General features: G+C 72.2%; 14 protein-coding genes. 8 read left to right on the top strand and 6 right to left on the bottom strand.

Annotated features, from left to right (window positions below):
* The first annotated feature begins 66 nt into the window (after positions 1 to 66).
* Positions 67 to 1,200, top strand: coding sequence for an epoxide hydrolase family protein (locus tag ACN263_RS30640; RefSeq protein ID WP_422737662.1), 1,134 nt, complete (start codon positions 67 to 69; stop codon positions 1,198 to 1,200).
* Positions 1,201 to 1,271: 71 nt separating this feature from the next.
* Here ACN263_RS30640 and ACN263_RS30635 read toward each other — a convergent pair whose 3' ends face one another.
* Positions 1,272 to 1,415, bottom strand: a complete 144-nt coding sequence (locus ACN263_RS30635; RefSeq protein ID WP_422740908.1) for a hypothetical protein — start codon at positions 1,413 to 1,415, stop codon at positions 1,272 to 1,274.
* A gap of 13 nt (positions 1,416 to 1,428) precedes the next feature.
* Between ACN263_RS30635 and ACN263_RS30630 the strand changes: the two genes are divergently transcribed.
* From ACN263_RS30630 to ACN263_RS30615, 4 genes are all read left to right on the top strand, one after another.
* Positions 1,429 to 1,656, top strand: coding sequence for a winged helix-turn-helix domain-containing protein (locus ACN263_RS30630; RefSeq protein WP_421473917.1), 228 nt, complete (start codon positions 1,429 to 1,431; stop codon positions 1,654 to 1,656).
* A gap of 155 nt (positions 1,657 to 1,811) precedes the next feature.
* Positions 1,812 to 2,312 (top strand): cation:proton antiporter regulatory subunit, encoded by a 501-nt coding sequence (locus ACN263_RS30625; protein ID WP_355048462.1) that lies wholly within the window; start codon positions 1,812 to 1,814, stop codon positions 2,310 to 2,312.
* A gap of 5 nt (positions 2,313 to 2,317) precedes the next feature.
* The gene (locus tag ACN263_RS30620; protein WP_422737661.1) at positions 2,318 to 3,523 is read left to right on the top strand and encodes a cation:proton antiporter; all 1,206 of its coding nucleotides are present in this window, start codon (positions 2,318 to 2,320) and stop codon (positions 3,521 to 3,523) included.
* A 209-nt stretch (positions 3,524 to 3,732) separates the two neighbouring features.
* Positions 3,733 to 4,164, top strand: a complete 432-nt coding sequence (locus ACN263_RS30615; RefSeq protein ID WP_422737660.1) for a hypothetical protein — start codon at positions 3,733 to 3,735, stop codon at positions 4,162 to 4,164.
* A gap of 180 nt (positions 4,165 to 4,344) precedes the next feature.
* Here ACN263_RS30615 and ACN263_RS30610 read toward each other — a convergent pair whose 3' ends face one another.
* The 5 genes from ACN263_RS30610 to dnaK form a co-directional block, all read right to left on the bottom strand.
* Positions 4,345 to 4,527 carry a hypothetical protein gene (locus ACN263_RS30610; protein WP_422737659.1) on the bottom strand — a complete coding sequence of 61 codons (183 nt, stop codon included), beginning with the start codon at positions 4,525 to 4,527 and terminating at the stop codon, positions 4,345 to 4,347.
* A gap of 128 nt (positions 4,528 to 4,655) precedes the next feature.
* Positions 4,656 to 5,096 carry a heat shock protein transcriptional repressor HspR gene (locus ACN263_RS30605; RefSeq protein ID WP_355048782.1) on the bottom strand — a complete coding sequence of 147 codons (441 nt, stop codon included), beginning with the start codon at positions 5,094 to 5,096 and terminating at the stop codon, positions 4,656 to 4,658.
* A 30-nt stretch (positions 5,097 to 5,126) separates the two neighbouring features.
* On the bottom strand, positions 5,127 to 6,314 hold the full coding sequence (gene dnaJ / locus ACN263_RS30600; protein WP_422737658.1) for a molecular chaperone DnaJ: 1,188 nt from the start codon (positions 6,312 to 6,314) through the stop codon (positions 5,127 to 5,129).
* A gap of 85 nt (positions 6,315 to 6,399) precedes the next feature.
* Positions 6,400 to 7,158 carry a nucleotide exchange factor GrpE gene (gene grpE, locus ACN263_RS30595; RefSeq protein WP_422737657.1) on the bottom strand — a complete coding sequence of 253 codons (759 nt, stop codon included), beginning with the start codon at positions 7,156 to 7,158 and terminating at the stop codon, positions 6,400 to 6,402.
* 47 nt (positions 7,159 to 7,205) lie between these two features.
* Positions 7,206 to 9,071, bottom strand: coding sequence for a molecular chaperone DnaK (dnaK, locus tag ACN263_RS30590; protein ID WP_422737656.1), 1,866 nt, complete (start codon positions 9,069 to 9,071; stop codon positions 7,206 to 7,208).
* A gap of 219 nt (positions 9,072 to 9,290) precedes the next feature.
* Here dnaK and ACN263_RS30585 point away from each other — a divergent pair, with 219 nt between their 5' ends.
* The 3 genes from ACN263_RS30585 to ACN263_RS30575 are packed head-to-tail and all read left to right on the top strand — an operon-like array spanning position 9,291 to position 14,076.
* Positions 9,291 to 11,132 carry an ABC transporter gene (locus ACN263_RS30585; RefSeq protein WP_422737655.1) on the top strand — a complete coding sequence of 614 codons (1,842 nt, stop codon included), beginning with the start codon at positions 9,291 to 9,293 and terminating at the stop codon, positions 11,130 to 11,132.
* A complete protein-coding gene (locus ACN263_RS30580; RefSeq protein ID WP_422737654.1) occupies positions 11,129 to 12,814 on the top strand; it encodes a GTPase in 1,686 nt (561 codons plus the stop codon). The genes ACN263_RS30585 and ACN263_RS30580 overlap by 4 nt, the downstream gene beginning before the upstream one ends.
* Positions 12,815 to 12,852: 38 nt before the next feature.
* Positions 12,853 to 14,076 (top strand): hypothetical protein, encoded by a 1,224-nt coding sequence (locus ACN263_RS30575; protein ID WP_422737653.1) that lies wholly within the window; start codon positions 12,853 to 12,855, stop codon positions 14,074 to 14,076.
* Positions 14,077 to 14,117 lie beyond the last annotated feature (41 nt).

Here is a 14,117-nt window from a genome sequence, read left to right as displayed (position 1 = left end):
AACGGATCGTTCCGGTCTGCTACCGTGGTTGCAGAACGAAACATTCCGTTCCGAAGGAGTACCGAGATGACCGGCACCGCGATCCGTCCGTTCCGCGTCGAGATCCCGCAGACCGCCCTCGACGATCTGGCCGCCCGCCTGGGCCGCACGATCTGGCCCGCCGAGCTGCCCGGCGTCGGCGACACGTACGGGATGAGCGGCGATCGGGTCCGCGCGCTCGCCGACCGCTGGCGCGACGGGTTCGACTGGCGAGCCGTCGAGGCCCGGCTCAACACCCACCCGCAGTTCGTCACCGAGATCGACGGCGAGCAGATCCACTTCCTGCACGTCAGGTCGTCCCGACCGGACGCCACCGCCCTGGTGCTCACCCACGGCTGGCCGGGCTCGGTGCTCGAATACCTGGACGTCATCGGCCCGCTCACCGAGCCGAACGACCCGGCCGCGCCGGCCTTCCACGTGGTCATCCCGTCGCTGCCGGGCTTCGGGTTCTCCGGCCCCACCCGCAGCGCCGGCTGGAACCGGCACCGCACGGCCCGCGCCTGGGCCGAGCTGATGAACCGCCTGGGGTACGACAGCTACGGCGCGGTCGGCAACGACGGCGGCTCGTTGATCTCGCCGGAGCTGGGCCGGATCGACCGCAAGCATGTGCTCGGCGTGCACGTCACCCAGATCTTCTCGTTCCCGTCCGGCGACCCGGCCGAGTTCGCCGACCTGTCCGAGGCGGACCAGGCGGCGCTGGCGCACCTCCAGTGGTTCTACGAGAACAAGTTCTCCTTCAACCAGGTGCACAGCCAGCAGCCGCAGACCCTGGCGTACGCGCTGGCCGACTCGCCCGTCGGGCTGCTGGCCTGGAACGCGCAACTCTTCGACGAGAGCCTGGACGCCGAGTTCATCCTGGCGAACGTGGCCCTCTACTGGTTCACCGGCACCGCCGCCTCGGCGATCCGCTTCTACTGGGAGGACGCGCACGCCGGGGAGCAGCCGGCCGAGCCGACCACGGCGCCCACCGCGGTGGCCATGTTCCCCGGCGACTTCCAGTCCATCCGCCGCTTCGCCGAGCGGGACCACGCGAACATCGTCCGCTGGACGGTGTACGGCACGGACGTCGAGGGGCGCGGCGACGTCGGCGGCCACTACGCCGCCCACCAGGCGACCGACGTCCTGGTCGACGACATCCGCGAGTTCTTCGCGACTCTTTGATCGACTCGTGTTCCCGGAAGTCGGGGTGTCATGGGCGTCCGGACACCCCGACTTGCGTGATGTCGAGTCGATCAGGCTCGCCGGGGTAGGCGGGCCGTGCAGGGCGTCTCGTGGTCGGCGCGGAGCACGCAGCGCCGACCACCGTCCAGCCGTCGGTCGCAGAAGACCCGGTGCCGTACGCCCTGGGTGGTCGCGTGATCGAATGGGCGTGCCATCCGGGGAGTGTGTATGCCCAAGCAGCAGTATCAGGTGCTCGCAGACGAGCTACGAGCGAAGATCGAATCGGGAACGTGGCAGCCCGGCACGAAGCTGCCGAGCCGATCGCAGCTCTGCAAGGAATACGGCGTGTCGGACACCGTGGTCGGCAAGGCCATGATGATCCTCCGCGCGACCGGGCTCACCGAGACGCTGGAAGGCGTCGGCGTGTTCGTGGCGGAGAAGCCACCGACCTCCTGACGGGTCGACGGCTCTAGATCGACACGAGATCGCCGATGTCGGGGTGTCCCGCTCGCTGGATACCCCCAGATCGGCGAAGTCGTGTCGATCAAGCCCGCGTCAGCCGATCAACGTCCAAGATCTGCGTTTCGTTAACGTGGCGGTAGCCTTGGCGGGTGCGAGTACGTGTCGAGCAGACCGCCCTACCCGGGATCGGGGTACGCCACGATCTGGTGACGGAGTCCGGACGCCGCCTGGGCGTCGTCTCCCACCGCAACGGCCGCCGTGATCTTGTCCTCTACGACCCAGACGATCCCGACGCCTGCCAGGCCGACATCCCGCTGACGGACGACGAGGCGGAAGCGCTGGCCGACATCCTCGGCGCGTCGCTGATGCTCGGTCAGCTCTCCGGGCTGCGCGAGCAGGCCGCTGGGCTGCTCACCGAGCAGATCGCCATCCCGGCCGGGTCGCGGTACGTCAACCGTCCGCTCGCGGACACCAAGGCGCGTACCCGCACCAGCGCCTCCATCGTGGCGGTGCTGCGTGACGGCGAGGTCATCGTCTCGCCGCTCCCCTCGTTCCGCTTCGCCGCCGGTGACGTGGTGGTCGTCGTCGGGACCCGCAGAGGTCTCGACGGTGTGTCCGCCATCCTCGCCGACAGTGACCCGGACGGCTGAGGCGGATGCACGATTTCACCACGCTGCTCATCGAAGTCGGTGCGCTCCTGCTGCTGCTCGGGCTGCTGAGCCGGCTCAGTCGCCGCTTCGGCCTCTCGCCCATCCCCCTCTACCTGCTCGCCGGGCTCGCGTTCGGGCACGGCGGGCTGCTGCCGCTGGACGCCAGCGAGGAGTTCTTCGCGATCGGCGCCGAGATCGGCGTGATCCTCCTGCTGGTGATGCTCGGCCTGGAGTACTCGGCCAACGAACTCGTCGGCAACCTGCGCTCGGCAGCGCCCGCCGGTCTGATCGACGGGGTGCTCAACGCGTTGCCCGGCGCGGGGTTCGCCCTGCTGCTCGGCTGGGACTGGGTGGCCGCCCTCGTACTCGGCGGAATCACCTGGGTCTCCTCGTCGGGCGTGATCGCCAAGGTCCTCGCCGACCTGGGCCGGCTCGGTAACCGCGAGACCCCCGTGATCCTCTCGGTGCTCGTCATCGAGGACCTGGCGATGGCGCTCTACCTGCCGTTGGTCACCGCCGTACTGGCCGGCACCGGCCTGCTCGGCGGCGGCATCGCGCTCACCGTCGCGGTGGGCACGGTGCTGATCGTGCTGGTGGTCGCCATCCGGTACGGCCACCTGATCTCGTCCGCGCTCTCGGCGAAGGATCCGGAGGCGCTGCTGCTCGGCGTACTCGGTCTGACCCTGCTGGTCGCGGGCATCGCGGCGTCGCTCCAGGTGTCGGCGGCGGTCGGCGCGTTCCTGGTCGGCATCGCCCTCTCCGGCCCGGTGGCCCACCACGCCACCGAACTGCTCTCGCCGCTACGGGACCTGTTCGCGGCCGTGTTCTTCGTGTTCTTCGGCCTGACCACCAGCCCGCAGGACATCCCACCGGTGTTGCTGCCGGCGCTCGCGCTGGCCGTGGTCACCATGGGCACGAAGACGCTCACCGGCTACCTGGCGGCCCGCCGGGTCGGCATCGCCGAACCCGGTCGGTGGCGGGCCGGTCTGGCGCTCGTACCCCGAGGCGAGTTCTCCATCGTCATCGCCGGACTGGCGGTCGCGGCCGGCAGCGTCGAGCCGCGGTTGGCCGCGCTCGCCGCGACGTACGTCCTCATCACCGTGGTGACCGGACCGATCCTGGCCCGGCTGCCCGACTCCCCGTGGTTCAAGCGGTGGTTGCGCAACCGCGCCCTGGCCCAGCGGCGCGAGCCGGTTCCCGTCCACGACTGATGTTCACCGCCGCTGTCCTGCCCGCTGGGGCGGGACAGCGGCGCTGGCCAGGGCAGCCGAACGGCCGTTCGGGCCGGGCCGGCCGACGGATGCCGAATTGCGCCTTGCGGGTACTACCGCAGTAACCGGCGGCAGGTTACCGTTTCGCCCCAGCAGCCAGCGTCCGCAGGCAGCGTTGCCACCCGCGGGCGAGAGCGGAAGGTTGGCCGGTGAGCGTGCAGGAGTCGACGTTCCACGGCTTCGCGAACCCCGTCGATCCGAGCCCGGCGGAGTTGCGAGCTTGGGCGTACCAGCCGGATTCGGTGCCGTTGTCATCCATGCCACCCGACTGGGACCTGCTGGTCTCCGGTGACCGGCTGGTGTTGACGCTCTTCGAGCTGGCCATGGACCCGACGTGCCCGGCCCGGCGCTTCGCGCTGCACTGCCTCTACATCTACGCCGCCGACGGCATCCGGACGAACTTCCGGGCCCACCCCAAGCGCCGCTTCCGCAAGCTCGTGGAGCAGGCCGAGCGCGACGGCGACGAGCTGATGCGCATCTGGGCGCACAACGGCCGCGTACTGCTGGCGAGGCCGGACCTCTTCATCTACCGCGACTGGTGCGAGGGCGGCCTCGTCCGCGAGAACCGCCGCCTCGGCTGAGAGCCCCGTCCCACCCCGTTGCGCCGCCGATCTTGCATCTTCTGCGGCGACAAAAGGCGTGCGGGGGGACATATCGCCAACCGAAAGTGCAAGATCGGCGCGGGATACCGCGCGCCGACACAGCATGGCGAACGGGCCGGGACCCCCCGTGGGTCCCGGCCCGCACGTCGGTCACCGGCTTCAGTCGCGCTTGCGGTCCGTTTCCGGTCGGGCCGGCTCGCCCTGCTCGGCGAAGCGGCCCTCCTTGATCCGGTCGCGGAACGTTCCCTCGGTGACCTTGTCGAACTTCTCGCGGACGGTGTCGGCCAAGCCTTCCAACCGCTCCTCCGTCTGCTGAGCGACTTTCTTCGCCGGCTCCGCCATCGCTCCCCCTCGCCATGCCGGGAGCCCGAATTAAGCCGTTTGGACCCCGTATCGACAGGTTAACGGAAGCGGCCCGGTCCGCGCCGGAAAATCGGAGCGCGGGCCGGGCCGAGAAAGCGGTAGGTGGGTCAGCGGTCGGTGTTGCGGCGCGGACGCCAGACCACCAACGCGGTGGACGTGCGGTTGGTCGGCACCAGATCACGACCCGGGAAGCGGGCCAGCGACTCCAGCTCGGCCACCCGGCGGTACGCGGCGTCCAACTCCGCCTCCAACCGGGCGACCCGCTGCTGCGCCTGCTCCAGCAGCCGTTCCAACCCGATGATCCGCTTGACGCCGGCGAGGTTGATCCCGTCGTCCTGACTGAGCCGCTGCACCTCGCGCAGCAGCACCACGTCCCGGACGCTGTAGCGACGACCACCGCCGGCCGCCCGACCGGGCTGCACCAGCCCCAGCCGGTCGTACTGGCGCAGGGTCTGCGGATGCATCCCCGCCATCCGCGCCGCCACCGAGATCATGAGCACCTTGGCCTCGTAGGCAGGGTCACCCGAACCGAGGAACTCGCCCGACATCCCGCTCACCTCCGCGTCCATCCCACCGGACTATCCGACCCGACGCACGCGCGCGTCGAGATGTTCCCGCGCCGCCGGCGGACTCTGCTCGGCGAACGCCTCCAGCGCGGCCCGCGCCTCGTCCGTCAGCCGGGCGGGCACCACCACGTCCAGGGTGACCAGCAGATCGCCGGCCTGCCCGTCGCGGCGGACCACGCCCTTGCCCCGGGCGCGCAGCACCCGCCCGCTGGGGGTGCCCGGCGGCACCCGCAGCGTCACCGCGCCGTCGAGCGTGGGCACCCGCAGGTCCGTGCCGAGCACGGCCTCCGGGAAGGTCACCGGCACGGTCAACGTCAGGTCGTCTCCGGTACGCCCGAACAACTCGTCCGGTCGGACCTTGACGTGCACGAACAGGTCACCGGCCGGGCCACCGCGCTCACCCGGCTCACCGCGCCCGGCCAGCCGGATGCGCTGGCCGTCGGCCACCCCGGCCGGAAAGCGCACGTTCATCGTGCGGGTCTTGGTGACCCCGCCGCTGCCGTGGCACTCCGGGCACTTCTCCTCCACCACGGTCCCGACGCCCTGGCAGTTGCCGCACGGCTCGGAGAAGCTGAACGACCCCTGGTTCCGGGTCGTCACCCCGGCCCCGTGGCAGACCGGGCAGGTACGCGGCTGGGTGCCGGGCTTGGCGCCGTTGCCGTGACAGGTGTCGCAGACACCGGGGGCGCGCAACGTCAGCGGCAGGGTCACCCCGCGCACCGCGTCGCCGAAGTCGAGGGCCACCTCGGTCTCGACGTCCCGGCCCCGGGCCGGACCCCGCGCCGCGGCCTGCCCACCGGCCTGCCCGCCCGAGAAGATCGAGCTGAACAGGTCCTGGAAACCGGCCCCACCGCCGAAGCGACGTTCACCACCACCCGCGCCACCGCCGAAGAGGTCGGAGACGTCGAACGGCATCCCGCCCGGCTGTCCACCGGCCCGGGCGTTGCGCCGGAACGCGCCCGAACCGAACAGCGAGCGCATTTCGTCGTACTCCCGGCGTCGGCCGGTGTCCGACAGCACGTTGTACGCCTCGGACACGGCCTTGAACCGCTCCTCGGCCTTCGGGTCGCCCGGATTGTGATCCGGGTGCGATTCCCGGGCCAACTTGCGGTACGCCTTCTTGATGTCATCGGCGGAGGCGGCCTTGTCCACGCCGAGCACGGCGTAGAAGTCCTTCTCGAGCCAGTCCTTCGAACTCACCGGTCCACCCCCTTCCGACCGTCGTGGCCCGGCCGTCCCGCCCACCGCCGTGCGGGGGACGGGACGGCCCGGTCACCGTCTCGCACTATTCCGGATCCGCGACCGCGACCAGCGCGGGGCGCAGCAGCCGCTCACCGAGCTGGTAGCCGCGCCGCATGACCTGCACGCAGGTCGGCTCGCTGACCTCGGCCGAGGTCTGGTGCGCGACGGCCTCGTGCCGGGTCGGGTCGAACGGGTCGCCCTGCTCGCCGAAGGCGGTCAGGCCGAACTTGCCCAGCGCGCCGGTGAGCTGGTCCGCCACCGTTCCGAACGGTCCGACCAGGTCGCCGTGTTCCCGTGCCCGGTCCAGGTCGTCGAGGATCGGCAGCAGCGCGGCCAGCACCGAGCCGGTCGCCTGCTCCTGCACCAGGGCGCGGTCGCGGTCGACCCGCTTGCGGTAGTTGGCGTACTCCGCCGACACCCGCTGCAGATCCCTGGTCCGCTCGTCCAGCTCGGACCTCAGAGCGGTCAGCTCGGCGCCGAGCGAGGTGCCCGTGCCGCCGCCGTCCACCGGCTGCGCCGGGGCGTCCACCACCGGCGGACCGGAGGGTTCCGGCCCGTCGGTGGCGTTGACCTCGGCCTCGATCTCGTCGACCACGACCTCGGCGTCCTCGACCAGACCCTCGGCCGGTGCGCCGGTCTCCGCGTCGGCGGCGGTGCCCTCCGGCTCCGTCGCGTCACTGAGCTTGCGGTTGTTGCGGATGACGACCCGCTCCTCGGCGTCGCTGCTCGACTCCGTGGGCGCGGAGCCACCCGGCGTCGACCCGGTGTCGTCCGAGTCGGCGGCTCGTGGCTTCTGCGTCATGCGGCTACCTCATCCCTTCGCCGTGGATACGTGTCGGAGGTGGGCAATCACTTCTTGCCGTCCTCGTCCACGATCTCCGCGTCGACCACGTCGTCGGTCCCGCCGGTCTGGGCACCCGTGGCACCGGTCGCGCCGGTCGCACCCGGGCCGGCCTCGCCGCCGGGCTGACCCTGCTCGGCCTGCTGGGCGTAGAGCAGCGAACCAGCCTGCTGGGAGACCTGCGCCAGCTTCTCGTGCGCCGACTTGATCTTCTCGATGTCCTGGCCGCCCAGGGCACCCCGCAGCTCGCCGAGCGCCTCGTTGAGCTGCTCGCGGTTCTCGCTGGGCAGCTTGTCGCCGCTCTCGGCGAGGAACTTCTCGGTCTGCCACTGCAGCGCCTCGGCCACATTGCGGGTCTCGGCGTCGTCGCGGCGACGCTTGTCCTCCTCCGCGTGCTCCTCGGCGTCCCGGCGCATGCGCTCGATGTCGTCCTTCGGCAGCGAGGAGCCGCCGGTGATCGTCATCTTCTGTTCCTTGCCGGTGCCCAGGTCCTTGGCGTGCACGTTGACGATGCCGTTGGCGTCGATGTCGAACGCGACCTCGATCTGCGGCACGCCACGCGGCGCCGGCGGGAGGCCGGTCAGCTCGAAGGTGCCGAGCTTCTTGTTGTAGGCCGCGATCTCCCGCTCGCCCTGGAACACCTGGATCAGCACCGACGGCTGGTTGTCGTCGGCGGTGGTGAACACCTCGGAGCGCTTGGTCGGGATGGTGGTGTTGCGCTCGATGAGCTTGGTGAAGATGCCGCCCTTGGTCTCGATGCCCAGGCTCAGCGGGGTCACGTCGAGCAGCAGGACGTCCTTGACCTCACCCTTGAGCACACCGGCCTGCAGGGCGGCGCCGACGGCGACGACCTCGTCCGGGTTGACGCCCTTGTTGGGGTCGCGGCCGGTGAGCTGCTTGACCAGGTCGGTCACGGCCGGCATCCGGGTCGAACCACCGACCAGGATGACGTGCTCGACGTCGGAGATCTTGATCCCGGCGTCCTTCACGGCCTGCTCGAACGGGCCCTTGCAGCGGTCCAGCAGATCCTGCGTCATCCGCTGGAACTCGGCGCGGCTGAGCGTCACGTCGAGGTGCAGCGGGCCGGCGGAGCCGGCGGTGATGTACGGCAGGTTGATGTTGGTGGTGGTGGCGGCGGACAGCTCGATCTTGGCCTTCTCGGCGGCCTCACGGAGGCGCTGGAGGGCCATCTTGTCCTGACCGAGGTCGATGCCGTGCTCACCGCGGAACGTCTTGACCAGGTGGTCGATGATGCGCTGGTCCCAGTCGTCGCCGCCGAGGTGGTTGTCACCGCTTGTCGACTTGACCTCGATGACGCCCTCGGCCAGCTCCAGCAGCGACACGTCGAAGGTGCCGCCACCGAGGTCGAAGACCAGGACGGTCTGCTCCTTGGAGCCCTTGTCCAGCCCGTACGCCAGGGCGGCCGCGGTCGGCTCGTTGACGATCCGCAGCACGTTGAAGCCGGCGATCTCACCGGCCTCCTTGGTGGCCTGGCGCTGGCTGTCGTTGAAGTAGGCCGGGACGGTGATCACCGCGTCGGTGATCTGCTCACCCAGGTACGCCTCGGCGTCCCGCTTGAGCTTCATCAGGGTCCGGGCCGAGATCTCCTGCGGAGTGTACTTCTTGCCGTCGATGTCGACGGACCAGTTCGTGCCGACCTCACGCTTGACCGAACGGATCGTCCGGTCCGGGTTGGTCACCGCCTGGCGCTTCGCGACCTCACCGACGAGCACCTCGCCGTTGCGGGCGAACGCGACGATCGACGGGGTCGTCCGCGAGCCCTCAGCGTTGGCGATGACGGTGGGCTCACCGCCCTCGAGAACGCTGACGCAGGAGTTCGTCGTGCCGAGGTCGATACCGACCGCACGTGCCATCTTCGCTTCCTCGCTTCGTAAGGTTGTGCAGGTGACGGGCACCGCCCGCGACTGCTCGGCGGGCCCGCCCGCAGCGGTCCCCACCACAAGTTGAGTGAACTTGACTCAATAGTGCCACGCGTCGGCGAATCGTCAAGTCGGGTTGAGCCGACCCGACGCAACCCAGCCGTTATTACCGTCCGGTTGTCTTCCCTTGCATCGGTCGGGCACGCTTTAGCGGTGACGACGCACGGCGATTCCGCCACCCGTTCCGGCGCGCCCGCCGTCGCCGCCCGCACCGTCCCGCCGGACGCTGCCCAGGAGCCGTCCGTCACCACCGGGGACGACAGCCTCCCCGGCGCGCTGGCGGGCCTGAGGGCCGCGATCGGCGCGACCCGCTATCCGCTCGCGCTGCCCTCCGCCAACCCGGCCCGGCAGGCCGCCGGCGCCCTCACCGACCAGCTCGACGACTACCTGCTGCCCCGGCTGGCCCGGCTGGACGCCCCGCTGCTCGTGGTGGTCGGCGGTTCCACCGGCGCGGGCAAGTCGACCCTGGTCAACAGCCTGGTCAAGGCCCGGGTCAGCGCCGCCGGGGTGCTGCGGCCCACCACCCGCTCCCCGGTGCTGGTGTGCAATCCGGCCGACGCCACCTGGTTCCGGCAGGGCGACCTGCTGCCCGGGCTGACGCGTACCACCGAGCCGAGTGACGACCCACGCTCGCTGCACCTGGTGACCGCGCCGGCCCTCCCCCCGGGCCTCGCGTTCCTCGACGCTCCGGACATCGACTCGGTGGTCGACGCCAACCGCGCGCTCGCGAGCCAACTGCTCGCCGCCGCCGACCTCTGGCTCTTCGTCACCACTGCCGCCCGGTACGCCGACGCGGTGCCGTGGGAACTGCTGCGCAGCGCGCGGGGCCGGGGAGCCGTGATCGCCATGGTGCTCGACCGGGTGCCGGCCGAGGCCAGCGACGAGATCGCCGCGCACCTGACCGAGATGCTCGCCGCCCAGGACCTGGACCGGGCACCGCTGTTCGTCCTGCCGGAGACCTGGGTCGACGGCCAGGGGCTGCTGCCCGAGGGGGTCACCGCGCCGCTGGCCGAGTGGTTCGCCCGACTGGCCGCCGACGCCGACGCCCGCGCCGCGGTGGTCCGGCAGACGCTGGACGGCGCGCTGGCCGCCCTGCACCCCGCCGTCGAGGAGCTGGCCGACGCCGCCGACGAGCAGGTCACCGCCGCCGACGCGCTGGACGAGCGGGTACGGGCTGCCTACCGCGCGGCCGAGCGGACCGTCGAGCAGGGTCTGCGCGACGGTCGGCTGCTCCGCGGCGAGGTGCTGGCCCGCTGGCAGGAGTTCGTCGGCACCGGCGAGTTCTTCCGCACCCTGGAGGCCCGCATCGGGCGGCTCCGGGACCGGGTGGTGGCCGCCGTCACCGGCCGGCCCGCACCCGCCGCCGGGCTGCGCGACGCCATCGAGTCGCAGCTCGTCACCCTGCTGCGCGGGGTGGCGTCCGAGGCCGCCGAATCCGCGTACACCGCGTGGAAGGCGCACCCGGCCGGCGCGGAGCTGCTTGATCCGGGGCTCGCCCACCCGAGCGACGACCTGCCCCAACGCGCCGAACGGATGGTCCGCGACTGGCAACGCGGCGTGCTCGAGCTGGTCCGGGTCGAGGGCGGCGACAAGCGGTTCGTGGCCCGCACCGCCGCGTACGCGGTGAACGCCACCGGGCTGGCCGTGATGATCGCCGTCTTCGCCTCGACCGCGTTCATCCCCACCGGTCTGGAGGTCGCGACCGGGGCCGGCACGACGGTCGCCGCGCAAGCCGTACTCCAGGCGATCTTCGGCGACCAGGCGGTGCGTACCCTCGCCGCCAAGGCCCGGGTCGACCTCCTGGCGCGGGTCCGGACGCTGCTGGACGCGGAGGCCGACCGCTTCCTGACCCGCACCGCCGACGCGCGGCCCGCCGAGGCGGCCGGTGCGGCGCTGCGCGAGGCGGCCGGGCGGGTCGAGCTGGCCCGGCACCGCAGCGGCCTGGCCACCGACGGCGGTACCCTGCCGGCCGGTGACGAGGAGGGTTCGCGATGAACAACATCGCCGGCCGGGTACGCGAGGCCTTCCGCGGCGACCAGCGGATCGACCCGGACGGGTTGATCGCCCGCCTGGACGCGGTACGCCGGCTGCTGACCGCCGTCGACGGCCTGCTGCCCGACGCCGAGCTGGTGCCCGCGCACACCCTGGTCGAACGGGCCGGCACCCGGCTCGCGCTGTCCCGTGACCACACCGTGGTCGCCCTCGCCGGTGCGACCGGGAGCGGCAAGTCCAGCCTGTTCAACGCGCTGGCCCAGCTGGAACTCTCACCGGTCGGTGTCCGCCGACCCACCACCGGCGTGACGCACGCGTGCGTGTGGGGCCCGTTGGAGGACGCCAACCGGCTGCTCGACTGGATCGGCGTGCTGCCCCGGCACCGCTTCGTCCGCGAGAGCGCGCTCGACGGCGACGACGAGACGCCCCTGCACGGCCTGATCCTGCTCGACCTGCCCGACTTCGACTCGGTACAGCGGTCCCACCGCCTCGAGGTGGACCGGCTGCTCGGCCTAGTCGACCAGGTGGTCTGGGTGGTCGACCCGCAGAAGTACGCCGACCGGGTCATCCACGACAGCTACCTGCGCGAGTTCCACCGGCACCGGGACGTCACCCTGGTCGTGCTCAACCAGGCCGACCGGCTGCCGGCCGCCGAGCTGCCCCGCGTCCTGGACGACCTGCGTCGACTGCTCGACTCCGACGGGCTGACCGGCGTGCCCCTGCTCGCCACCACCGCCATCGACCCGGCCGGGATGGTCGGGTTGCGGACCGCGCTGGAGCGTACGGTCGCCGAGCGGCAGGCCGCCCTGCGTCGACTGGCCGGCGACGTCGACACGGTGGTCGCCGGACTGGACGAGATGATCGGCTCGGCCCGACCGGTCGGCGGTCCGGACGACGCGACCGTCGCCGGGCTGAACCGGGCGCTGGCCGGCGCCGCCGGAGTGCCGGCGGTGAGCGAGGCGGTGGAGCGGGCGTACCGGCATCGGGCCGGCGCGGCCACCGGCTGGCCGGTGGTCCGGGGCTGGCGGCGGTTGCGGCCCGATCCGCTACGCCGGTTGCACCTGCCCGGGCCGACCGGCGCGGACGCCGACCCGGCGGAGAGCCTGGTGGCGGCGACCTCGGTGCCCGATCCGACGGCGGCCCAGCGGTCGGCGCTCGGTCTGGCGATCCGGGCGGTGGCCGACCGCACCGGCGGCGACCTGCCCGCCGCCTGGCCGACGGCGGTGACCACCGCGGCCCGGTCCCGCCTCGACGACCTGCCGGACGCGCTGGACCGGGCGATCGCCGGCACAGACCTCGGCCTGGACCATCAGCCGGTGTGGTGGCGGGTCGTCGGTGGCGTGCAGTGGCTGGTCACCCTGGCCGCCGTGGTCGGTCTGGGCTGGCTGGCGCTCGGCTACGCGCTGCGGGCGCTGGGCCTGCCCGCGCTGGACAACCCCATGGTCGGGCAGGTACCGATGCCGACCGTGCTGCTGCTCGGCGGACTGCTGGCCGGGCTGCTGGTGGCGGCGCTGACCCGACCGGTCGTGCGCTGGGCCGCCCAACGGGCGCGGGCCCGCGCCCGGCAGCGGTTGACGGTCCGCGTCGCCGAGGTCGGCCAGGAGTACGTCCTCGCCCCGGTACGGACCGTCCTCACCTCGTACGCGCAGGCGCGCGACGCGCTCCGCGAGGCTGCCCGCCGCTGAAGCCTCTGGGTACGCCCGGAGCGGCGTAGGGTCGAAGCATGGCCACGCCTCAGACCCCCTACGACGCGGTGCTGCACGCCGCACGCGACGTGACCAAGCTGGAGTCCGCCCTCGACGCCGAGATGCTCGGCAGCGCGCTGCTGGGCAGTGTCTACACCATCGCGGAGACCGACCGCGACACCGCCGTGCGGGAATTCGTCACCGGGTTCCTCGCCGCCACCGCCCGCCGCCGGATCGCGGCGGCCACCACCATCCGCCAGGTCTTCGCCGCGCTCGTACCGAGCGCCGAGGGCGTCGAGCGGGTACGCCCCGGCAGCCAGGCGCCCGCCTGGACCGGCCAGCTCGGCCGGGTGCACCTCACCGGCAGTTGGGCGTACGGCGACGTGTACGGCGACCAGACCTCCTACCTCGCCACCTTCGCGTACGACGACGAGGCCGGCGGCCCGGAGCACGCGCTGGTGGCCCTGGTCGACCACAACATCGGGATCGCCAAGGACATCTTCGTGGGCGGGCCCGCCGAGCGGATCCTGGACCAGGTCCGGCAGATGTGCGCGGACGACGAGCTGACCTGGTTCCGTACCGAGGACCCGGCCCGACTGCGCGGCGAGGTGACCCGCCACCTCGCGGTCACCGACGACCTGAGCGAGCTGCCCGGCGAGGGTTCGCTCGCCACCGACCGTGCGTTGGTCGGCGTCCGGCTCGCGATGCTGCCGGTGGCCGCCGCGCCGACCGGTCCGGCCGAGGTCGAGCCGTTGTCGGCCGCCGAACGCACCGACCTGGTACGGCGGTTCCTGGCGTCGCCGGAGGCCGCCCGGTTCGAGCTCGACACCGTCGACGGCCCCGGGCTGGCGTCGCTGCACTTCTGCCTGAGCCTGCTGCTGGACCACTCGGCGTCCTTCCCCGACGCCGACCCGATGCGGTGGAGCCCGGCGGTGTCCGGTCTCTTCCTGCTCGACTGGGTGCACCGCCGAGCCGTGCTGGACATGGACGACGCGGCGATGCTGCCCCGGGTGCTACGCGCCTGGGCCCGGTACGCGTCACAGCAGCGCGGGCTCCCCGAGGCCGCCGCCGAGCGGACCGACGAGGCGATCGAGGAGATGGTGCCGGAGTTCGCCCGGCTCTACTCGACCGGCGAGCGGCGTAGCCCGGCCACCGCGGCCGTCGCGCAGCTCATGGCCGACGGCGTGGACCCGGACGACCCGGCCGCGCTGGACGCCTGGATCGAGGCGAACCGGCACCGACTCGCCGACGACGGCGCCTGACGACCTCCGGGCGGGCGGCACCGAGCCGCCCGCCCGACGCG

It is taken from the genome of Micromonospora sp. WMMD729 (assembly GCF_049315225.1).
Taxonomy (GTDB): domain Bacteria; phylum Actinomycetota; class Actinomycetes; order Mycobacteriales; family Micromonosporaceae; genus Micromonospora.
The sequence above is the reverse complement of the archived record's forward strand: the minus strand, read 5'-3'. Positions and strand labels throughout refer to the sequence as shown.

Bases quoted from the DNA above. Each gene is read 5' to 3' on its own strand.
- ACN263_RS30635 (WP_422740908.1), bottom strand. From the start codon at position 1,415: ATGGCACGCCCATTCGATCACGCGACCACCCAGGGCGTACGGCACCGG.
- ACN263_RS30620 (WP_422737661.1), top strand. From the start codon at position 2,318: ATGCACGATTTCACCACGCTGCTCATCGAAGTCGGTGCGCTCCTGCTG.
- ACN263_RS30610 (WP_422737659.1), bottom strand. From the start codon at position 4,527: ATGGCGGAGCCGGCGAAGAAAGTCGCTCAGCAGACGGAGGAGCGGTTG.
- ACN263_RS30605 (WP_355048782.1), bottom strand. From the start codon at position 5,096: ATGTCGGGCGAGTTCCTCGGTTCGGGTGACCCTGCCTACGAGGCCAAG.
- ACN263_RS30630 (WP_421473917.1), top strand. From the start codon at position 1,429: ATGCCCAAGCAGCAGTATCAGGTGCTCGCAGACGAGCTACGAGCGAAG.
- ACN263_RS30575 (WP_422737653.1), top strand. From the start codon at position 12,853: ATGGCCACGCCTCAGACCCCCTACGACGCGGTGCTGCACGCCGCACGC.
- grpE (WP_422737657.1), bottom strand. From the start codon at position 7,158: ATGACGCAGAAGCCACGAGCCGCCGACTCGGACGACACCGGGTCGACG.
- ACN263_RS30580 (WP_422737654.1), top strand. From the start codon at position 11,129: ATGAACAACATCGCCGGCCGGGTACGCGAGGCCTTCCGCGGCGACCAG.
- dnaK (WP_422737656.1), bottom strand. From the start codon at position 9,071: ATGGCACGTGCGGTCGGTATCGACCTCGGCACGACGAACTCCTGCGTC.
- ACN263_RS30640 (WP_422737662.1), top strand. From the start codon at position 67: ATGACCGGCACCGCGATCCGTCCGTTCCGCGTCGAGATCCCGCAGACC.